Below are 19,821 nucleotides of genomic sequence, written 5' to 3' on the forward strand. Positions count from 1 at the left end.
CGGTCGGCGGCGGGAGGGATGTGGCCGCGCCGTGCCCTTGCCAGACTGGGCCCATGAGCGGGGCGGCCGGGACAGCCGGGGTGGTCGGGCGGGCAGGCGTATCGCGGTGGAGGGCCGTCGGCACGGCGCTGCCGCGGCCGTCGCGGTGGATGTGGACGGCCGACGCGGCCCTCGCCCTCGTCCTGGCCGTGTGCACGGTGAGCGCCTCGCTGGATCAGGACGCGGCGATGAAGGTTCCGCAGCTCGGCGTGGGGGAGACCGCTCCGCCGCCGCCCGGGCCGCCGGCCGTGCTCGTGGGCCCTCCGGCCGACCCCCGGGAGCTGGCTCTCGCCGCCCTGACCGCGTTGCCGCTGATCGTGCGCCGGCGCTATCCGCTGGCCGCGTTCTGGGCCGTGCTCGGTGTGACCCTGGTGTTCGGCCAGCGCTCGGGCGCGACGGGCGCGACCGTGTACACGTTCCTGTCGTGCGTGGTCGCCGCCTACAGCGCCGCCGTGCACAGCCCGCGCCGCGTTCCGGCGCTGGTCGGTGTGGTTCTCGGCGCGGTGCTGATGGCGGTGTTCCACGAGGAGTACTTCCCGTACTTCACGCCGGGCTTCGTGCCGTTCCTGGTGCTGCTCGGCGTCGGACTCGGGGCGAACGCGATCCACACCTGGCAGCAGCGTGTCCGTGACCTCCAGGAACAGCAGGAGACCGCCACCCGTCTCGCGGTCGAGTGCGAACGGGCCCGCATCGCCAGGGAGTTGCACGACGTCGTCACCCACAATGTGAGCGTGATGGTGATCCAGGCGGGGGCGGCCCGCAAGGTGATGGACGCCGCGCCCGACCGGGCCCGCGAGGCGCTGCTGGCCGTCGAGGCGGGCGGGCGCACCGCGATGGCCGAACTGCGCCATGTGATGGGCCTGTTGACCATGGACGGGGACTCCGGCCCGGACCCCGCCGCCGATGCCGGCCTGGCACCGCAGCCGGGCCTCGCCCAGGTGACCGCGCTCGTGGACCGGGTCCGCGCGACCGGCGTCCCCGTCGAACTGACCGTCACGGGCGCGCCGGCACCGCTCGTCGCCGGCGCCGACCTGGCCGCCTACCGGGTGGTGCAGGAGGCGCTGACGAACGTCGTCAAGCACGCCGTCGGGTCGAGCGTGCGGGTGACCGTCGGCCACACGCCGGACGCCGTGCACGTGGAGGTGTCCGACACCGGCGGCACGGCCGCGACCCCGGCCGGTCCCGGGGGCGGCCGGGGCCTGCTCGGCCTGCGCGAACGGCTCGCCGTCTACGGCGGCACGCTGGAGGCGGGCGTACGGCCTACGGGAGGCTTCCGGGTGCGCGCGGTCGTACCGGTTCAGAAGCCGGTGGAGGGGGTGTCGTGACCGACGCGCCCCGCGTGGTGATCGCCGACGACCAGGCCCTCGTCCGCACCGGCTTCAACATGATCCTGACCGCCGACGGCATCGACGTGGTGGCCGAGGCGGCGGACGGCGAACAGGCGGTGGCGGCCGTCGAGCGCACCCGCCCGCACCTCGTCCTCATGGACATCCGGATGCCGGGCCTCGACGGTCTTGAGGCCACCCGCCGGATCCTCTCCGGCACGATCCCCGACCCGCCCCGCGTCCTGATCCTCACCACCTACGACCTCGACCGTTACGTCTACGCCGCCCTCACGGCGGGCGCCAGCGGCTTCCTGCTGAAGGACGTCACACCGGAACACCTCGTCGCCGCCGTCCGGCTGGCCCGCTCCGGCGACGCGCTGCTCGCCCCGGCCATCACCCGCCGCCTGGTCGAACGCTTCGTCACCCAGGACACGGCGACCGCCGCCCTGCACCGGGACCTGGCGGTCCTGACACCCCGCGAACGTCAGGTCCTCCAGTGCCTGGGCACGGGCCTGAGCAACGCCGAACTCGCCTCCCGCTTCACCCTGAGCGAGGCCACGGTGAAGACACACGTGGCCCGCATCCTGTCCAAGCTCCGCCTGCGGGACCGCGCGCAGGCGGTGGTGGTGGCCTACGAGACGGGCCTTGTCACCCCTGGGGGAGACCCGAGGTGAAGGCGGCCCAGGCCCGACCGGAGACGGTGAGGTTCGGGCCGTCGGGGTTCTTGGAGTCGCGTATGTGGATGGTGGGGGCGGGGTGGGGGCTGGGGGCGACTTCGAGGCAGTTGCCGCCGCTGCTGTCGCTGTAGCTCGACCTGAACCAGCGAAGGCTTCCGGTGCCGGTCATCGTTCCTCTCCCGCCAACTGCTCGATGAAGGCCAGTGATTCGTCGGGACTCAGGGCCTGTGAACGGATCCTCGCATAGCGCTGTGCCAGTGGGGACACCTCGGTTGGATCGCTGACCAGAATGCCTTGGTCCTCTACTTCCAGGTAGATGACGTGCTGATGGTCCTCGGTCTCCACGAGCTTCATCGGGCCGCAGGCGCCTGCATACGTTCCACGCAGTCCACGCTCCAGTGGTAGGACCTGCACACAGACATTGTCCCGCCGGGCATCTTCGGCGAGGGCGCGCAGTTGCCCGCGCATGATCGCCCAGTCGCCGAACGGCCGCCGCAGCACGCCCTCTTCAAGGATCAGCTCCACCATCGGAGCCGGATCACGGTCGAAGAGCGCCCGGCGAGCCACCCGCGCTTCGACCAGTTCCTCTCGCTTCCGCTCGGACACCGGCGGATAGCCGCCGCCGATCAATGCCCGCGCGTAGTCCTCCGTCTGGAACAGCCCGTCGACCACCAGCGTCTCGTACGAACAGATGGTGACCGCCCCGGCCTCCAGCTCCGAGAACCCCCGGAAACGGGCGGGGTATTTCTCCAGCAGTATCCATTTGCGGGCCTTCTCGAAGACTCCGAGCCCACCCCCGATCTCCGCCTCCAGCTTCACCAGCATCTGATCGCTCGCGGGCTGCGCGCACGTCTCCATCGCGCTCACCGCCGCTGCCGTGTACCCGAGCTTGTCGCCCAGCTGCGGCTGGGTCAGCCCGTGTTGCTCCCGCAACGCCTTCGCCAGGGCGGCGACCAAATGGGCCGTACCGCCTGCCTCTGTCTTGTTCTCCGCCCGCGCCATTGCGGTCACCTCCGAACTCAACCGAACTCAACCGGTCACAACTCGCGGACGCCGGTCATTAACCGTGTTCAACCAGCGACTCAGAGTTATGGATCACGCTAGCTCTGCCCACTCAGACTGACCCCGTGAATACGCAAAGTGACCTGGCCTGGGTCCCGCCGGACGGTGTTCAACTCCGCAAGGCAGGCGTCCAGTTCGACGCGATCAGGGTCGACGGCGAGGAGGGGCGGGACGTCGCGGACCGGCTCGCCCGCATGACCGGCGGTGATCCGGGGCCGATCGTCGAGACGGCGACGGGGCGGCGCGGCGTGTACTTCCTGGTGCCCGTCGGCAGTACGTCCCACCGCGCCTGGCTCGACGGAGTGACCCGTTTCGTCGCCGGTCCGGGGCATGTCTCGTACATCCCGGTGCCGGCCCTCAATGGCCTGACCTGGCCCTTGAGTTGGCGCTACCGCCCCACAGCCCCCGACCGCCTGGTCCATGCGCTGCTGCTGTGCACCGCCTTGGGGTCGCAGCAGTGAGGGACGACCTTTCGGCGCGTGCCGGGCGGGTGTCGCCGGTGGTGGGTGCAGTCGCGGCGGCGCGGCTGCTGCTCACCTTCGGGGACTACGACCGGCGCCTCACGCTCGACGGAGCCGAGGCGCTGCGGCTCGCGCCGCTGGTGGAGGCGTGGTGGCGGCGGGGGGCGAGCAGTGCCGAGGTGCGGGCGGCCGTGACGTGGGGTGCGCCGCGGACACACCGGTCGGCCTTCGGCCACATCGAGGCTCGGCTGCGGGAAGGGTTCCGCCCTTCGGGGGTGCCAAATGCTGCTCCCGTCAAGGCAGTTGAAGTTGATTTCCGTACGTCGGGCGGACGTGTCCGGCGGTTCCTTCGAGAGAAATGGAGCGTGTTCGATGACCGTATTACTGGAGCGGCCTGAGATGGTATACCGCCGGTATACTCTGCTCATGGCTGACACCACGATCAAGGTCGACCCCGCCGTTCGCGACCGGCTGCAGGAGCTGGCCCGGGAGCGCGGGATGAGCATGCGGGACTTCGTGGCGGAGCTGGCCGGGGCCACGCCCACCAAGGAAGAGCTGCGGAAGCGGTACGAGGAGACCAAGGCGTACGTCGAGGAGCACTTCCTGGGGCGGCCGTACACCGAGGAGGACGAGCGGGCCGGCGAGAAGCTGTGGGCGGACCTCGAAGCCGGGCGGATCGGAGAGGTCCAGTGACGGACGAAGAGAGGTATCCGCTGCCGCGCGCCGTCATCTTCGACGACACCGCCGCACTCGCCCTCGGCGCGGGGAACAGCATGGCCTCGCGGCTGGTCGTCGAGGCGGAGAAGGACCCGGCGCTACGGGTCTACATCCCGGCACTCAGCCTCGCCGTCGCAGAGCGTGAACGGGCCGGGGTCGCCGAGCACCTGGGTGCACTGCCGTCGGTCAATGTCGAGGCGCTCGACTTCTCGGCAGCTGCTGCCGTGGGCAAGCGCCTGCGGACGGCCGGTGTCGACGACGAGGGCAAGGACGAGCCGGACTGGAGCGGCGCGCAGGTGCTCCATCTCGCGCTGCCCACGGTCGAGTGGCCGCGCGGACGTCCGGTCCTGACCAGGACGCCGACCCGCTACCGGGGTACGGGCATCCGCACCATCCGTATCGTCGAGCAGCACTGACGAGTCCCGCAGGGGGGCGCCGGCCAGGTGTCCCCCCTTGCGCCCCGCCTCCGATGGAGTACTGAGCGGGCGGCGCCCGCGCGGCGCCCCTAGCGTGAGATCGCAGGGGGCGACCGGAAGAAGGTGAACGTCGTGCGTGTACTGCTTCAGGCCCATCTCGACACCGAGAAGACGAACGAGCTCATCCGCAGCGGCAAGATGCCCCAGGTGATGCAGGAGATCGTCGGGGCCTTCAAGCCGGAAGCCTCCTACTACACGGCCACCGGCGGGGTCCGCACGATGTTCGTGGTCTTCGACATGCAGGACTCCGCCCAGATGCCCCCGCTCACCGAGCCGCTCTTCGAGAAGTTCGGCGCCGAGGTGGACTACACGCCGGTGATGAACGCCGACGACCTCCAGAAGGGGCTGTCCCAGATCAAATAGGTCAGCTGAAGACGATCATCGAGCCCTGCGCCAGACTCCGGGTCGCCGCCGCGTGCAGGCCCAGCCAGACGTGCCGTTCACGGGCGAAGGGGCTCGGGTCGTAGGGCGCGGCGACGGCCGGTTCCTCCAGGGCCGTGGGCGCGAGCGGGGCCTGCGGCGCGGCCGGCGGGTTGGCCGGGTCGATGCCGATCACCGGGGCCACGAACTCCAGCTCGCGCAGGAGCGCCTGGGCGGAGCCCAGGGGGCCGCCGCCCGCGAGGAGTTCGTCGTTGGAGAGCGGACCGGGGAAGTCGACCGGGACGTAGGCGCCCGCGTGGTCGTAGTGCCAGACCAGGTGCGACTGCTTGGCCGTCGACTCGAACATCTCCAGGAGCTGTTCGTAGTCGCCGCCCAGTTCGTCGACCGGGGTGACGGCGAGCCCGCAGACCTGGAGCAGATAGGCACGGCGCAGGAAGTGCAGCGCGTCGTAGTCGAACCCGGCGACCGGGGCGACGTCGCCGGACAGGCCCGGCATGTACTGGTACACCGGCACCGGCGGCAGCCCGGCCTCGGCGAGCACCTTGTTGTATTGCGCGAGTTCCTCGGCGAACGGATTGTCGGGGGTGTGGCACAACACATCGACAAGCGGTACCAGCCACAGGTCACAGGCCAAAAGAGGGCTCCTCGCACAGCTCGGCGTAGCACGTCGGTCAGGGCAGGGTAATCGGTGCGGCGCGAGGACGGGTCCCCTCGTGCAGGTCCCATACCCATACTCCGCCGACCCACTTACCGGACTCGCCCAACAGCTTTTCCACGGTCGCCCGCAGGGCGGAGTCGTTCGGCTGCGGGGCCAGGACCAGCACGCCCGCCTTCCAGTACGCCAGGTCCACCCGCGCCTGCTCGCGCCAGGAGTCGTTGACGGGCGGGATCACGCCCGTGTTGCGCACCTCACGCAGCAGGTTGGAGGTGAAGCGGGGCTCGGCGCCGTAGGTGCCGACGCGTTCGTCGCCGTAGGGGCCGTTGAAGTAGCCGCCCGGCAGTCGGAAGCCGAGGCCGGCCTCGGTCTGCCAGTGCAGCGCGTCCGCGTCGGAGGGGTCGGGCAACGGCACCGGCACGAGCGAATCGCCCTCGCGGACGTACGACGTCCAGGTCCCGTCCGTGATGAAGCGCGGCACCTCGGCACGGTCGACGGCCCTGAGCGGGGCCGGGATCAGCGGGAGCAGCGCGAGCGCGACGGCGAGCAGGCCGGCGTACCGGATGGCCGGGGGCCGTACCGCGAGCAGCCGGTCCACGGCGACGGCGAGCAGCATGCCCAGCGCGGGCGCGCAGATCATCGCGACGCGGCTCTCGATGACCGCCTCGAACAGCGGCTTGTCGGCGAGGAGTTCCCAGGGACCTGGGAGGACGACGCCGGTCAGCGGGATGCGGAACTCCCGCCCGAGGGACAGGAAGGCCGCGGCCACCGCCGTGAACGCCAGCGCTGTGACCGGGGCACGCTTCCGGAGCAGTACGACGATCGCGAGGGCGAGCAGGGCCAGCGGCCAGCCGTAGAAGGCGTTCTGCTCGGTGGTGTTGAAGGCGAGGGCCTTCGCGGTGTCGGCGTCGCCCGCCAGCCATGAGCGCTCGGCGAAGGAGAGCAGGGCGAGCGGGCTGTTGAAGGAGCGGGGGTTGTGCTCGATGTCGGTGTAGCTCTGCGGCCCGGCGAACTGCCACACCAGCGGATAGACGATGAGTGGGAGGCAGACGGCGGCGCCGATGAGGACGCCCCGCAGCAGCGGCCGCCAGGCCGCCCGTGCCGCGTCCCGGCGCAGGACGGCGTAGGCGGCCGCGAACAGCAGCATGCCCAGCGCCGTCAGCAGCAGCGGCTCCTCGCCGAGGAAGACCTGGTAGGCCGCCATCAGACCGAGGACCACGCCGTCCCGGACCACGCGGGTGCCCGCGCACAGGCGCAGGGCGCGGTCGATGATCAGCGGGACCATGAACAGCACCACGAAGTTGGGGTGCGCGTGGGCGTGGCTGACCATCGGCGGCGCGAACGCGGCCAGGGCGGCGCCCAGGAAGGCCGCGACCCGGCTGCGGACCAGGTACTTGACGATCAGCCAGTACCAGGCGGCCGCGGTGGCGGCGAGGCCCAGCGTCATGACCAGGCTGAGGGTGACCGCGGGACCGGCGGCCAGGGTGAGGGGCGCCAGCGGCACGGACATGCCGAGCATGACCGTGTTGGCCATGAGGTTCACGCCGTCGGGGAAGCCCTGGAGGTCGGTGAAGAGGGGGTTGCGGAAGTGGGCGACGTTGTCGGCCGTGACCGCGAAGAACCACTCCCACTGGTTCTGGTCGCGCAGCGAGTCGGGGAGATAGCGGTCGGCCGGGGCGAAGAAGCGGCCGGAGTACAGGGCCACCGACATCAGCAGGAACAGGAAGGGCGCGAAGACGTCGGCCGGGCGTACGGAGCGGGCGGCGATGCGGGTGATCTCGGTCAGTGCGCGGACGTAGTCGAGGGGGCCGACCTTCGAGCCGGGCCGGTGGGACCAGCGGACGGGGACCTCGGCGACGGACAGCCCGGCGTCGCGCAGATGCCGCAGCACCTCCACGTCTATGCCCCAGCCGTTGACGCGGGAGGCGGCGTACGCCTCGCGGGCCCGGTCGCCGTCGTAGAGCTTGAAGCCGCACTGGGTGTCGTGGATACCGGGCAGGGCGGTACGGCGTATGAGCGCGTTGCCCGCGCGGCCCAGCAGTTCGCGCACCCGGTGCTGGCGGGCGCCGATCGTGGCGCCGGGGACCGAACGGGAGCCGATCGCCGCGCAGTCGCCCTCGCCGAGCGCCTTGTCCAGCCGCTCCAGTTCCTCGATCGGCGTCGCGAGATCGGCGTCGGTGACCAGCACACGGCGCCCGCGGGTGACGGCGACACCGAGGCGCAGGGCGTGGCCCTTGCCGCGGTTGCCCTCGCCGGTGACCAGGCGGAGACGGGGGTCCCGGCGGGCGGTGACGAGATCGCCGGTGCCGTCGGTGGAACCGTCGTCGGCGACGACGATCTCCCAGGAGCCCCAGCGGGGTTCGTCCGCCGACAGGTGGTCGGTGAGGGCGTCGAGGGTGGGGGTGAGACGGTGTCGTTCGTTGTAGGCGGGGATGACGACGGAGAGATCGGGAGCCTCGGGCAGACCGGGAGCCTCGGGCAGGTCGAGGAACTCCGGCAGGCCGGGTTCCTCGGGTCGGGCGGGGGTGTTCGTCGGCTCCCGCTCGTGGCTCACCCGGCCGCCAGTCGCTCGATCAGCGCGACCGAGTCCGCGTCGTGGGTGGCGATGATCTGGCGGGCCGTGGGCAGGTCGCGCTGCATCAGCGCGTCGACCAGATCGGTGTGCCGGGCCCACAGATGGCCGCGCAGATCGTCCAGTCGGCGCAGGTACTGGACCGCGCAGACCCAGGACTGCACCCGCAGCCGGTGCAGGAAGTCGGCGAGGTAGGGGTTGCCGAAGAGGGCGCCGAGCTCACGCCAGAAGCGCAGGTCGTAGCCGATGAGGACGGTGAGGTCGCCGGCCGTGGCGGCGCGCTCGGCCTCCTCGGCCCGGCGGCGTACGCCGACCACGGCGGCGAGGACGCGCGGGTCGTCGGGGTCGCGGTGGCCGGCGCGGTCGGTGGCCAGGACCTGGAAGATGCCGTCGGTGACCAGGCCGCGGGCCTCGACGATGTTGCGGTAGTCCGCCACGGAGTACTCGTGGACCCGGAAGCCGCGGTGCTGGTCGGCCTCCAGCAGCCCCTGCGCGGCGAGGTCGACGAGTGCCTCGCGGACCGGGGTCGCGGAGACGCCGTACTGCTCGGCGATCTCCTTGACGGTGAATTCGCGGCCCGCCTGGAGCCGCCCGGCGAGTACCTCGTCCCGCAGCGCGTCCGCGATCTGCTGGCGCAGGGTGCTTCGCGTGACCGAGCCGTTGCCGCCGGTGCCGGGCATGGTCGGGGCGTCTCCCGTCGTCGCGATGAGGTGGCGTGCACGTATATGTCTACGAGCACGCCACCTTAGTCGTTCGGATTTCGGGTGACCTTTCTGCGGCGACCTCGATCTTCCGCCTCGCCGGACCTACTCCGTGTACTCGTCCGCCACGGCGAGGGCGGTGTCCAGGGCCGCCAGTCCTTCCTTGAGCTCCGCCTCACCGACGTTGCAGGGCGGCACGACATGCGTGCGGTTCATGTTGATGAACGGCCACAGCCCGGCGGCCTTCGCGGCGGCGCCGAACGCCGCCATCGGGGCGTTCGCCGCACCGGCCGCGTTGTAGGGCACCAGCGGCTCCCGGGTCTCCCGGTTCCGCACCAGTTCGAGCGCCCAGAACATCCCGACGCCCCGCACCTCGCCGACGGACGGGTGCCGCTCGGCGAGCTCCCGCAGCGCCGGGCCGACCACGTCGGCACCCAGCCGCGCGGCGTTCTCGACGACGCCCTCCTCGGCCATGACCTGGATCGTCGCGACGGCGGCGGCACAGGCCAGCGGGTGGCCCGAGTACGTCAGACCGCCGGGGTAGGGCCGCTTCGCGAACGTCTCCGCGATCGCGCCGGAGATGGCGACGCCGCCCAGCGGCACGTATCCGGAGTTCACGCCCTTGGCGAAGGTCATCAGGTCCGGCGTCACGTCGAAGAGGTCCGCGGCGAACCATTCACCGGTGCGGCCGAACCCGGCCATGACCTCGTCGAGGACGAAGACGATCCCGTACTTGTCGCAGATCTCCCGGACCCCGGCGAGGTAGCCGGGCGGCGGCACCATGATCCCGGCCGTCCCCGGGATCGTCTCCAGGACGATCGCGGCGACGGTCGCCGGCCCCTCGAAGGCGATAGTCGTCTCCAGGTGCTCCAGCGCCCGCGCGCACTCCTGCTCCTCGGTCTCGGCGTAGAAGCGGGAGCGGTAGAGGAAGGGCGCCCAGAAGTGCACGACACCGGCCGCGGCGCCGTCGGAGGCCCAGCGGCGCGGGTCACCGGTGATGTTCACGGCCTGCTGGGTGCCGCCGTGGTACGACCGGTACGCCGACAGCACCTTCGGCCGCCCGGTGTGCAGCCGGGCCATCCGTACGGCGTGCTCGATCGCGTCGGCGCCGCCGTTGGTGAAGAAGATCTTGTCGAGGTCGCCCGGTGTCCGCTCGGCGATCAGCCGGGCCGCCTCCGAGCGCGCCTCGACCGCGAACGCGGGCGCGAACGTCGTCATGCGCGCGGCCTGTTCCTGGATCGCGGCGACGACCTTGGGGTGCTGGTAGCCGATGTTGGTGTAGACGAGCCCGCTGGTGAAGTCGAGGTACCGCTTGCCGTCGTAGTCCCAGAAGTACGACCCCTCCGCACCGGCGACGGCGAGCGGGTCGATGAGTTCCTGGGCGGACCAGGAGTGGAACACATGCGCACGGTCCGCGGCCTTCACGGCGGCGCCGACCTCGGGATCTGGCTGAGGGGTCATGCGCCCGAGGGTAGGGAGCGGCGACCGGGAGGCGGTATCGGCGTCCTGTCTGCGGTCGGCGGGTTTCCGCGACAGGTTGTCGACGTGGGCGCACAACTTCATTGACAGCAAGCTGTCCAAGTGTCAGGATACTGTCATATCGAAGAGCGACGCCGAAGCTTCTAGGGGGAAGCCATGAACAGCAAGCCCGTGCACCTCGCCGTCTACGACACCTTCGCCGACTGGGAGACGGGGCACGCCACCGCCCACCTCGCCCGCGCCGGCCACGACATCCGCACCGTCGGCCCGGCCACGCGGCCCGTGCGGAGCATCGGCGGACTGAGCGTCCAGCCCGACCTCGCGCTGGACGACGTACGGCCCGAGGACAGCTCCCTGCTGATCCTCCCGGGCGCCGACCTGTGGGACGCGGGCGACGAACTGGCGCCCTTCGCCCGCAAGGCCCGCGAGTTCCTCGACGCCGGTGTGCCCGTCGCCGCGATCTGCGGTGCCACCGCCGGCCTCGCCCGCGAGGGACTGCTCGACGACCGCGCCCACACCAGCGCCATCTCCTTCTACCTCGCGGCCACCGGCTACGGCGGCGGCGAGCGGTACGTCGACGCCGACGCCGTCACCGACGGCGCGCTGATCACCGCAGGGCCGACCGAGCCGGTCGCCTTCGCCAGGGAGATCCTCCGGCTGCTCGGGGTGTACGAGGGCGAGGTGCTGGACGCCTGGTACCGGCTGTTCCACGACTCCGACGCGGCCGCGTACGCCGTACTGGAGAAGGCGGGAGCGGCGTGAGCCGGGAGCGACAGGACCTGCTCAGCCGCAGCGCGCTCGGCGTCTTCCGGCTCAACGGTCAGTTCCTCGGGATCGCCGAGGAACTGGCCCGGCCCTCCGGTCTGACGGCGGCCTGGTGGCAGGTGCTGGGCGCGGTGCTCGGCGAACCCCTGCCGGTCTCCGGGATCGCCCGCGCGATGGGCATCACCCGGCAGAGCGTGCAGCGCATCGCCGATCTGCTGGTGGACAAGGGACTCGCGGAGTACCGGCCCAACCCGGCCCACCGCCGCGCCAAGCTCCTCGCGCCGACGGACGAGGGGCGGGCGGCGATCTCCCGGATCGACCCCGGTCACGCGGCCTTCGCGGAGCGGCTGGCGGAGGCCATGGGGGAGGCCGAACTCGCCGACGCCGTAAGGGTTCTGGAACGGTTGTCGAAAGTGCTCGACCAGATCACCGTTCCTGTTACGGAACCGTAGGCACCGCCCCGCTCACCTCCATGTATGCCGCACTATCGTGGGGCCGACGCATAGGCGGGGGCTGGTTGGGGGCGTGCGATGGAGAAGCTGGGGCCGGGGGATCCGCAGCAGATCGGGGTGTATCGGCTGCTGGCGCGGCTGGGTGCGGGCGGCATGGGGGACGTCTATCTCGCCCGGTCGGATCGCGGCCGCACGGTCGCCGTGAAGCTGGTGCGGCGGGAGCTGGCCGCGCAGGAGGAGTTCCGGGCCCGGTTCCGGCAGGAGGTGCAGGCCGCGCGGCAGGTCGGCGGGTTCTGGACCGCGCCGGTGCTCGACGCGGACACCGAGGCCGACGTGCCCTGGGTCGCCACCGGGTACGTCGCCGGGCCCAGCCTCCAGCAGGTTGTCGGCCAGGACCACGGGGCGTTGCCCGAGCGGTCGGTCGGCATCCTGGCGGCGGGGCTGGCGCACGCGCTCAAGGACATCCACGCCGCGGGGATCGTGCACCGGGATCTGAAGCCGTCGAACGTCCTGGTCACCATCGACGGGCCCCGCGTCATCGACTTCGGCATCGCGCGCGCCCTGGAGACCGTCGACGAGAGCGGGCTCACGCGCACCGGCGCGCTCGTCGGGTCGCCGGGGTTCATGGCGCCCGAGCAGGTGCGCGGCGACCGGATCACGCCCGCGTGCGACGTGTTCTGCCTGGGCTCGGTGCTCGCCTACGCCGCCACCGGCCGGCTGCCCTTCGGGTCCGTCGACAGCGGCCCGCACGCCGTGATGTTCCGGATCGCCCAGGAGGAACCCGACCTGGAGGGCATGCCCGAGGGCATCGCCGAGCTGGTGCGGGACTGTCTGCGCAAGGACCCCGGCGCCCGCCCGACGCTCGACCGCGTCCTGGAGCGCACGGGGGCCGAGGACACCGTCTCCGACGGCCGCTCCCGCGACCCCTGGCTGCCGAGCGCACTGGTGGCCCAGCTGGGACGGCATGCGGTACGACTGCTGGACGCGGAGAACCCGGTGAGCGGTACCGGGTCCCGGCCGCCGACGAACCCGCCGGGCTCCGGCACGCCGGGTTCGGCCGCGCCGGTTCCGGGTGCGCCGGGTTCCCGAGGCCCGGGTGCCGGTGCCCCGGTATCTGCCGCGCCGGGCCCTGGTGCCCCCGGCGCCGCCGGTGCGGCGGGCTCAGGCGGTGCGGCGGGCGCAGGCGGTGCTGGTTCCCCTGCCCCCGGCTTCCCTGCCCCCGGTTTCCCCGCTTCCGGACCTCCCGGCCCAGGTGTGCCCGGCTCCCATAACCCGGCCTCTGGAGCCCCTGGTTCCGTGGAGCCCACCCCCGAGCACGCCCCGGCCGCCCCGCCCACGCCGCCGGATCAGCTGCCCACCATCGCCGCGACCGGGAACGGCCCGACCCCGCCGCCGGGCCCCGGCAGGCCCCCCGGCGGTGCCTTCGGGGACGCCGCCGCTCCCGGCAGTGCCCCGGCGCACCCGGCGTACGGGTCGCCGCAGCAGCATCCCCAGCAGCACCCGCAGCAGCCGGCGTACGGCTATCCGCAGGCCGGGCCCGGCGGGCCCTACGGAGCCGCTCCCGGGTACGGGGCGTACGGCCCGAACCCGAACTACCCGAGCCCGAATCCGGCGTACGCCACCACCCCGCCCTACGGCCCGCCCGGGCCCTACCTTCCGGCGCCGCAGCCCGAACCGCCCCGGCGCAGCGGGCGGTCCACGGCGGCGCTGGTCGTCGTCGCGCTGGTCGTCGCGCTCGGCGCGGGCGGCTCGGTGTACGCGCTGATGAGCGGCGACAACGACGACTCGGCCGGTGGCGGCCCGACCGAAAGGCCCACCGCCACGTCCACCCCGACCGACTCCCCGACCTCCGACCCGACGACCCCCACCCCGTCCCCGACCCCCTCGGCGTCCGCGGACGGCACGATCCCGGCGGGCTACCTGGGCACCTGGACGGCCACCATCGACAGCGGCACCGGCGAGAACACCCGCCGGCTGACCATCCGGCAGGGCGAGGTGGGCGACACGGTCCTCTCGCTCGTCGCCGACGGCCCCGCCGGCAACGGCACCTACCACTGCGAGTTCGAGGCTGACCTCTCCGCGGCGCCGGGCGGCGACGGCCCGTTGCGGATCGGCCCGTCCACCGTGACCGTGGGCGAGGCGCCCACCTGTTCGCCGGGCAAGGCCACCGAGATCACGCTGCTCCCCGACGGCAGGCTGGAGCGGGTGACAGTCGGCAGCGGCGAGAGCCTGACGTACGACAAGCAGTGACCGACCTGGCTGACGCCAGGGGGCGGATGTCGGGCGAGGCACCCTTGCCGTTGGTTGCCATGTACACAACCATTGCGGGGTCGGCCGGCATCGGCAGCACCGGGAGGACCCATGCGCCCCAGCCCCACCAGACGAACGGTCCTGACGGCCACGGCGGCGGGCGCGGCGGCGCTGACGGCGACCGGCACGGCCGAGGCGGCCCCCGCGTCGGCGGACCGCCCTCCGGCGACGGCCCAGCGCCCCAGCCGTGAACTGCGCGCCCTCCTGCGCGAGATCGACGCCGCCCGCATCGAGGCCACGGTCCGCAGACTCGTCTCCTTCGGCACCCGCCACACCCTCTCCGTCCAGGACGACCCGGACCGGGGCATCGGCGCGGCCCGCGACTGGCTGCTGGCCGAGCTGAACTCGTACGCGGCGGCCTCCGGCGGCCGGATGACGGCGGAACTCCAGTCGTACGTCCAGGAACCGGCGCCGCGCATCCCCACCCCCACGAAGATCGCGAACGTCGTCGCGACCCTGCGCGGGTCTGTGACCCCGGAGCGCGTCTACGTCGTCTCCGGGCACTACGACTCCAGGGTCACCGACGTCATGGACGCCACGTCCGACGCGCCGGGCGCGGACGACGACGCCTCCGGGGTGGCCGTGGTCCTGGAGCTGGCACGGGTGATGGCCAGGCGCCGCCCGGCGTCGACGATCGTGTTCGCGGCGGTGGCGGGGGAGGAGCAGGGCCTGTTCGGATCGGCGTACCTGGCACAGCAGTTGAAGGCGGCCGGCACGGACGTCCAGGGCATGTTCACCAACGACATCGTCGGCAGCGCCACCGCGGACGACGGCTCCCGCGACCCGTACGCGATCCGCCTGTTCACCGAGGGCGTCCCGTCCTCCGAGACCCCCGAACAGGCGGCGCTGCGCCGCTCCGTGGGCGGCGAGAACGACTCGGCGACCCGGCAGCTGGCCCGCTTCGTGCGGGACGTGGCGGACAACGACGCGACCGGCATGCGGGTGCGCGTGATCTACCGCCGCGACCGCTATCTGCGCGGCGGCGACCACATTCCCTTCCTGGAGCGCGGCTACCCGGCCGCCCGCTTCACCGAGCCGGCCGAGGACTTCGCCCACCAGCACCAGAACGTCCGCGTCGACGACACCGGCAAGCAGTACGGCGACCTGCCGGAGTTCTGCGACTTCCCCTTCACGGCACGCGTGGCCAAGGTCAACGCGGCCGCCCTGTGGACGCTGGCCCAGGCCCCCGGCACCCCGAAGAACCCGCGCGTCATCACCAGCAACCTCACCAACTCCACCACTCTGACCTGGGCCAGAGGCCCGGAACCCGACCTCGCCGGCTACGAGGTCGTCTGGCGCGAGACGACGTCCCCGGAGTGGACCCACGTCCTCCCGGTCGGCGACGCGACGACCCACGAGGTGGACCTGTCCAAGGACAACGTGTTCTTCGGCGTACGAGCGGTGAACCGATCGGGCCTGCGCAGCCCGGTGGCCTTCCCCTCCCCGCAGTCGTGAGCGCGGCGGGCGCTCCTCAGCGCGGCTCGGGCGGACGCTGACGCGGCATGTTCGGGCGGGTGCCGTTCGTCGGGGGCACCGCGAAGCGGCCGAGCGCCGCGGTCGCGTCCGGGCGGCTCGCGCCGGGCACCGCCGACTGGATGCCCAGGGGCGCGGACCCGGTGCGGAACTCCACCATCCAGTCCGCGGTCTCCGCCCGCATCAGCTCGGTGACGTCCTCGGAGAACCGGCGCAGCACGGCCAGGCAGCGCTCGGCGGCCTCGCCGGCCGTGCCCTCGGCCGGGCCGAGGACCTCGCGTACGTTCTCCGTCGCCCAGTCGAACTGCAGCATCTGAAGCCGCCGCTGTACGGCCTGGGCCGTGGCGACGTCCCTTATCCACCCGGACGTGATCCCGAAGAACCGGTCGACCGCCACACAGGCCACGGCGATCAGCAGCGCCAGATACCCCCAGGGGGCCACTCCGCTCACGACGCCCGTCAGGTCGAGCAGCGGCAGCGCGGCTCCGACCACCGCCCCCGCGGCGGCCCCGCCGCGCAGCGCCCGGGCCCCGCGCCGCTTCCACACCCGGTCCGCGAGATACCACGCCGCCGTGTTCAGCGCCCCTCGCTCCACCCACCGGTACAGCTCGTCCAGCCGTACCGCCGGCTCCCCCCAGTCCCCGTGGGGGAACGCCCGCCCCGTCAAGTCGCCCGGCCGCAGCCCGGCCGCCCCTTCGCCGCCCCGCCCGTCCTTCGGCGACCTGTCGGGCTGCATCTCCGGCTGACCCACCCGGCACTCCCTACTGTCACGGTGCGTGACATCACGTACGACATACGACGTGGATGCGACCCCCGCAGCGCACGGAACGTCACGCAACACCTGAGGCTGACGCGCCGGACCCTTCCTACCGCCCAATGGGTGGCGAAGAGATGCCTTTCGCCTCTTTTCCGCCCGGAAGTGGGCCTTGATCAGGTATAGGACGCCCATTCCTCCGGGTTCTCTCTCACTCGAAAGAGTGCTGGGGCGACGGCCACGCAGACCACGTAGGCTCGTGCTGAACGGGAAACGCGTACACACGCAAGGAGCTGATCGTGATCCCCGGTGGTGGCCAGCCCAACATGCAGCAGCTGCTCCAGCAGGCCCAGAAGATGCAGCAGGACCTGCAGCGGGCGCAGGAAGAACTGGCGCAGACCGAGGTCGACGGACAGGCGGGCGGCGGCCTGGTGCAGGCCACTGTCACCGGCGCCGGCGAGCTCCGCGCGCTGAAGATCGACCCGAAGGCGGTCGACCCCGAGGACACCGAGACCCTCGCCGACCTGATCATCGCGGCCGTCCAGGCGGCCAACGAGAACGCGCAGAACCTCCAGCAGCAGAAGCTGGGCCCGCTGGCCCAGGGCCTGGGCGGCGGCAGCGGAATCCCCGGGCTGCCCTTCTGACGCTCCGGGCGTTGCCCGCCTCGTCTTTCTAAGAGGGGGCACCGCCAACTACCGTACGTACCGTAAGGAACCCCAGGAAGGACGGCAGTCCGTTGTACGAAGGCGTGGTTCAGGACCTCATCGACGAGCTGGGTCGGCTGCCCGGCGTCGGTCCCAAGAGCGCGCAGCGGATCGCCTTCCACATCCTCCAGGCGGAACCGACGGACGTACGGCGCCTCGCCCAGGCCCTCATGGAGGTCAAGGCGAAGGTCCGCTTCTGCGCGACGTGCGGGAACGTCGCGCAGGAGGAGCTGTGCAACATCTGCCGGGACACGCGCCGTGACCCGGCGGTGATCTGCGTGGTCGAGGAGCCCAAGGACGTCGTGGCGATCGAGCGGACCCGTGAGTTCCGCGGCCGCTACCACGTCCTCGGCGGCGCGATCAGCCCGATCGAGGGTGTCGGACCGGACGACCTGCGTATACGAGAACTTCTCGCGCGGTTGGCCGACGGGACGGTCACGGAGCTGATCCTGGCCACCGATCCGAATCTCGAGGGCGAGGCCACCGCCACGTACCTCGCGCGCATGATCAAGCCCATGGGCCTGAAGGTCACCCGCCTGGCCAGCGGCCTCCCGGTGGGTGGCGACCTGGAATACGCGGACGAGGTCACCCTCGGCCGCGCCTTCGAGGGGAGACGACTCCTAGATGTCTGACGCCACGCTGCACGCGACCGGCCAGAACCCGGACGACTTCGCGGTCCAGATCGCGGACCAGATCGAGAGCTTCCTGGTCGCGGTGACGGAGGTCGCCAAGGGCGACGAGCCGGGCTCCACCGTGCCCTTCCTCCTCCTGGAGGTCTCTCAGCTGCTGCTGGCCGGCGGCCGTCTCGGCGCCCACGAGGACATCGTCCCCGACGAGCGCTACGAGCCCGACCTGGGCCCCGAGGCGGACGTGGACGAGCTCCGCGAGAACCTCGCCCGCCTGCTGGACCCGGTCGACGTCTACTCCGAGGTCTTCGACCCCTACGAGCCCCGCAAGGCCCCGGTCCCGGCTCGGATCTCCGACGACCTGACCGACGTCATCACCGACCTGCGCCACGGCATGGCCCACTACCGCGCGGGCCGCACCGCCGAGGCCCTGTGGTGGTGGCAGTTCTCCTACTTCTCCAACTGGGGCTCGACGGCGTCCGCGACGCTGCGCGCGCTGCACTCCGTCCTGGCCCATGTCCGCCTGAACCAGCCCCTGGAGGAGCTGGACGGCCTGGACACGGACCAGGGCGTGATGGGCGACGAGACGCTGGAGTTCGAGGCCGGCAAGGTCATGCAGCAGGAGATCGGCGATCAGCTGGGACTGCGGACGGCGAAGTAACGCCGGCCTCCCGCCGCAGCTCGGTCTCAGATCCGTACGGCCGTCCCGGTCACGCCGATCCCGGTGCCCGGCCCGGCCGGAATGGTGACCGTGATCGTGCTCGGCCTGCCCATGTCCACGCCCTGATGGATCGTCACCGTGGCGGGCGTCGCGACGAGTTCGAGCTCCCTCAGGTAGCCGCCGAACGCGGCCGCCGCCGCGCCCGTGGCCGGGTCCTCCACCACACCGCCCGGCGGGAACGGGTTGCGGGCGTGGAACACCGTCGGGGACTCCCGCCAGAGCAGGTCGACGGTCGTCCAGTCCTCGCGGGCCATGAGCGCGGCCAGCGGCTCCATCGCGTAGTCCAGGTCGGCCAGCCGCTCCCGGGTGGCGGCGGCGAGGATCGGGTGCCGGGCGCCGGCGAAGGCCACGCGGGGCGGCAGCGCCGGGTCCAGATCGGCGGCGCTCCAGCCGAGGATCCCCAGCAGCTCGGCCAGGTCGGCGTCCGCGAGGGGCTCCGTGTGCGGGGCCACGCTCACCAGGGTCGCCGTCAGCGTGCCGTCGGCCGTCCGGTCGGTGGTCACGGTGACCGGGCCCGCCTTGGTCCGCAGCAACAGCTCTCCGGTGCCGTGAAGTTCCGCGTGGGCGACGGCCGTGGCGATCGTGGCGTGGCCGCAGAACGGCACCTCCGCGAGGGGGCTGAAGTACCGGACGTCCAGCGTGCCGTCGTCGGCCGGCACCACGAACGCCGACTCCGAGTAGCCGACTTCGGCCGCCGTCGCCAGCATCTCCTTGTCGTCGACACCGGTGGCGTCGAGCACCACACCTGCCGGATTGCCCCCTGCGGGGTCGCTGCTGAAGGCCACGTAGCGCGAAATCTCCATTCGTGGACCGTAACCGCGCGCCGGGAACGGGGCGAGGGGATTACCCGGGACCGGGCGAGGTCCTTGCCGGGCACGGGGAGCCGGTCCCGGAAAGGTGACGCAGGTTACACAGAAAGACCCCGGTAGTCGCGTAATGCACGGGGGACTCGTGCCGTCTCACCGGCACAACGGCCACACCGGGCCGCTGCCCCCGCCCCGAATCGGAGCCCGCCCATGCACGTCACCCTGGAGCAGCCGACCGGCGCCCGCCTGATCACCGCCGGCCAGGAGATCGCCCTCCCGGCGACCCTGCGCTACACCTCCGGCGACCCGCTCGCCGTGCACCTGGACTTCCCGGCCCACGCCACCCTCGACGGCGAGGCCGCGACCTGGACGTTCGCCCGTGCACTGCTGGACGAGGGGCTGCGGGCCCCCGCCGGGCTCGGCACCGTGCGGGTGCGGCCGTGCGGGACGTCCCACACCTACGTGGAGTTCCACATGCCTCAGGGCGTGGCCAGACTCCGGTTCGTCACCGCGGACTTGAACCGCTTCCTGACCCGCACCTACACCGTGCTGGAGCCGGGCGAGGAAACCGTGGGCGCGGAACTGGACCGGGGCCTGGCGACGCTGTTCGGCGGGCGGGTGTGATGTGCGGTTTCCGGGGAGCCCTCCGTCGTACCGCCCGGACT

23 protein-coding genes are annotated in these 19,821 nt (G+C 72.1%); 15 read left to right on the forward strand and 8 right to left on the reverse strand.

The window, feature by feature from the left end:
- Positions 1-53 precede the first annotated feature (53 nt).
- Both PGH47_RS23170 and PGH47_RS23175 read left to right on the forward strand, forming a co-directional pair.
- Positions 54-1,364: a sensor histidine kinase gene (locus tag PGH47_RS23170; protein ID WP_271665046.1), complete on the forward strand. Its 1,311-nt coding sequence runs from the start codon at positions 54-56 to the stop codon at positions 1,362-1,364.
- On the forward strand, positions 1,361-2,038 hold the full coding sequence (locus PGH47_RS23175; protein ID WP_271665047.1) for a response regulator: 678 nt from the start codon (positions 1,361-1,363) through the stop codon (positions 2,036-2,038). The genes PGH47_RS23170 and PGH47_RS23175 overlap by 4 nt, the downstream gene beginning before the upstream one ends.
- Here the strand turns inward: PGH47_RS23175 and PGH47_RS23180 are convergent.
- Together PGH47_RS23180 and PGH47_RS23185 are read right to left on the reverse strand one after the other, a co-directional pair.
- A complete protein-coding gene (locus PGH47_RS23180) occupies positions 2,013-2,210 on the reverse strand; it encodes a DUF397 domain-containing protein (RefSeq protein WP_271665048.1) in 198 nt (65 codons plus the stop codon). The two genes, PGH47_RS23175 and PGH47_RS23180, sit on opposite strands and share 26 nt — an antisense overlap.
- A complete protein-coding gene (locus PGH47_RS23185) occupies positions 2,207-3,043 on the reverse strand; it encodes a helix-turn-helix domain-containing protein (RefSeq protein WP_271665049.1) in 837 nt (278 codons plus the stop codon). The genes PGH47_RS23180 and PGH47_RS23185 overlap by 4 nt, the downstream gene beginning before the upstream one ends.
- A gap of 125 nt (positions 3,044-3,168) precedes the next feature.
- Here PGH47_RS23185 and PGH47_RS23190 point away from each other — a divergent pair, with 125 nt between their 5' ends.
- The 5 genes from PGH47_RS23190 to PGH47_RS23210 all read left to right on the forward strand — a co-directional run bounded on the left by PGH47_RS23190 (position 3,169) and on the right by PGH47_RS23210 (position 5,120).
- Positions 3,169-3,564, forward strand: a complete 396-nt coding sequence (locus PGH47_RS23190) for a hypothetical protein (RefSeq protein ID WP_271665050.1) — start codon at positions 3,169-3,171, stop codon at positions 3,562-3,564.
- Positions 3,561-3,962: a hypothetical protein gene (locus PGH47_RS23195; RefSeq protein ID WP_271665051.1), complete on the forward strand. Its 402-nt coding sequence runs from the start codon at positions 3,561-3,563 to the stop codon at positions 3,960-3,962. The genes PGH47_RS23190 and PGH47_RS23195 overlap by 4 nt, the downstream gene beginning before the upstream one ends.
- A gap of 28 nt (positions 3,963-3,990) precedes the next feature.
- Entirely contained in the window at positions 3,991-4,257 is a 267-nt protein-coding gene (locus PGH47_RS23200; RefSeq protein WP_261989235.1) for a hypothetical protein, read from the forward strand.
- Positions 4,254-4,697 (forward strand): hypothetical protein, encoded by a 444-nt coding sequence (locus PGH47_RS23205; protein WP_271665052.1) that lies wholly within the window; start codon positions 4,254-4,256, stop codon positions 4,695-4,697. Before PGH47_RS23200 ends, PGH47_RS23205 begins: the two co-directional genes overlap by 4 nt.
- Before the next feature lie 132 nt (positions 4,698-4,829).
- The gene (locus PGH47_RS23210) at positions 4,830-5,120 is read left to right on the forward strand and encodes a hypothetical protein (protein ID WP_271665053.1); all 291 of its coding nucleotides are present in this window, start codon (positions 4,830-4,832) and stop codon (positions 5,118-5,120) included.
- 1 nt (position 5,121) lies between these two features.
- Here the strand turns inward: PGH47_RS23210 and PGH47_RS23215 are convergent, their stop codons facing one another.
- From PGH47_RS23215 to PGH47_RS23230, 4 genes are all read right to left on the reverse strand, one after another.
- A complete protein-coding gene (locus PGH47_RS23215; RefSeq protein ID WP_030948417.1) occupies positions 5,122-5,772 on the reverse strand; it encodes a hypothetical protein in 651 nt (216 codons plus the stop codon).
- 37 nt (positions 5,773-5,809) lie between these two features.
- A complete protein-coding gene (locus PGH47_RS23220; RefSeq protein ID WP_271668131.1) occupies positions 5,810-8,275 on the reverse strand; it encodes a dolichyl-phosphate beta-glucosyltransferase in 2,466 nt (821 codons plus the stop codon).
- A gap of 68 nt (positions 8,276-8,343) precedes the next feature.
- Positions 8,344-9,045: a GntR family transcriptional regulator gene (locus PGH47_RS23225; protein ID WP_107904696.1), complete on the reverse strand. Its 702-nt coding sequence runs from the start codon at positions 9,043-9,045 to the stop codon at positions 8,344-8,346.
- A 126-nt stretch (positions 9,046-9,171) separates the two neighbouring features.
- Positions 9,172-10,527 carry an aspartate aminotransferase family protein gene (locus PGH47_RS23230; protein WP_271665054.1) on the reverse strand — a complete coding sequence of 452 codons (1,356 nt, stop codon included), beginning with the start codon at positions 10,525-10,527 and terminating at the stop codon, positions 9,172-9,174.
- A 174-nt stretch (positions 10,528-10,701) separates the two neighbouring features.
- On the opposite strand from PGH47_RS23230, the gene PGH47_RS23235 reads away from it, so the two are divergent.
- From PGH47_RS23235 to PGH47_RS23250, 4 genes are all read left to right on the forward strand, one after another.
- Positions 10,702-11,307 (forward strand): type 1 glutamine amidotransferase family protein, encoded by a 606-nt coding sequence (locus tag PGH47_RS23235; RefSeq protein WP_271665055.1) that lies wholly within the window; start codon positions 10,702-10,704, stop codon positions 11,305-11,307.
- Entirely contained in the window at positions 11,304-11,762 is a 459-nt protein-coding gene (locus PGH47_RS23240; protein WP_271665056.1) for a MarR family winged helix-turn-helix transcriptional regulator, read from the forward strand. Before PGH47_RS23235 ends, PGH47_RS23240 begins: the two co-directional genes overlap by 4 nt.
- 78 nt (positions 11,763-11,840) lie before the next feature.
- Complete coding sequence (locus PGH47_RS23245; protein WP_271665057.1) at positions 11,841-14,012, forward strand: serine/threonine-protein kinase; 2,172 nt, start codon at positions 11,841-11,843, stop codon at positions 14,010-14,012.
- Between the two features lie 111 nt (positions 14,013-14,123).
- Positions 14,124-15,527 (forward strand): M28 family metallopeptidase, encoded by a 1,404-nt coding sequence (locus PGH47_RS23250; RefSeq protein ID WP_271665058.1) that lies wholly within the window; start codon positions 14,124-14,126, stop codon positions 15,525-15,527.
- A 16-nt stretch (positions 15,528-15,543) separates the two neighbouring features.
- Here the strand turns inward: PGH47_RS23250 and PGH47_RS23255 are convergent, their stop codons facing one another.
- Positions 15,544-16,296 (reverse strand): SLATT domain-containing protein, encoded by a 753-nt coding sequence (locus PGH47_RS23255; RefSeq protein ID WP_107904690.1) that lies wholly within the window; start codon positions 16,294-16,296, stop codon positions 15,544-15,546.
- A gap of 302 nt (positions 16,297-16,598) precedes the next feature.
- On the opposite strand from PGH47_RS23255, the gene PGH47_RS23260 reads away from it, so the two are divergent.
- The 3 genes from PGH47_RS23260 (at position 16,599) to PGH47_RS23270 (ending at position 18,290) form a co-directional block, all read left to right on the forward strand.
- The gene (locus PGH47_RS23260) at positions 16,599-16,943 is read left to right on the forward strand and encodes a YbaB/EbfC family nucleoid-associated protein (RefSeq protein WP_030956117.1); all 345 of its coding nucleotides are present in this window, start codon (positions 16,599-16,601) and stop codon (positions 16,941-16,943) included.
- Between the two features lie 92 nt (positions 16,944-17,035).
- Complete coding sequence (recR, locus tag PGH47_RS23265) at positions 17,036-17,635, forward strand: recombination mediator RecR (RefSeq protein WP_030053254.1); 600 nt, start codon at positions 17,036-17,038, stop codon at positions 17,633-17,635.
- On the forward strand, positions 17,628-18,290 hold the full coding sequence (locus PGH47_RS23270) for a DUF5063 domain-containing protein (RefSeq protein WP_269641648.1): 663 nt from the start codon (positions 17,628-17,630) through the stop codon (positions 18,288-18,290). The genes recR and PGH47_RS23270 overlap by 8 nt, the downstream gene beginning before the upstream one ends.
- Before the next feature lie 26 nt (positions 18,291-18,316).
- On the opposite strand, the gene PGH47_RS23275 is transcribed toward PGH47_RS23270, so the two are convergent.
- Positions 18,317-19,153, reverse strand: coding sequence for a PhzF family phenazine biosynthesis protein (locus PGH47_RS23275; protein ID WP_271665059.1), 837 nt, complete (start codon positions 19,151-19,153; stop codon positions 18,317-18,319).
- A gap of 213 nt (positions 19,154-19,366) precedes the next feature.
- Between PGH47_RS23275 and PGH47_RS23280 the strand changes: the two genes are divergently transcribed.
- Positions 19,367-19,780: an SsgA family sporulation/cell division regulator gene (locus PGH47_RS23280; RefSeq protein ID WP_271665060.1), complete on the forward strand. Its 414-nt coding sequence runs from the start codon at positions 19,367-19,369 to the stop codon at positions 19,778-19,780.
- The last annotated feature ends 41 nt before the right edge of the window (positions 19,781-19,821 follow it).

This window comes from Streptomyces sp. HUAS 31, from assembly GCF_028198125.1.
GTDB lineage: Bacteria > Actinomycetota > Actinomycetes > Streptomycetales > Streptomycetaceae > Streptomyces > Streptomyces chartreusis.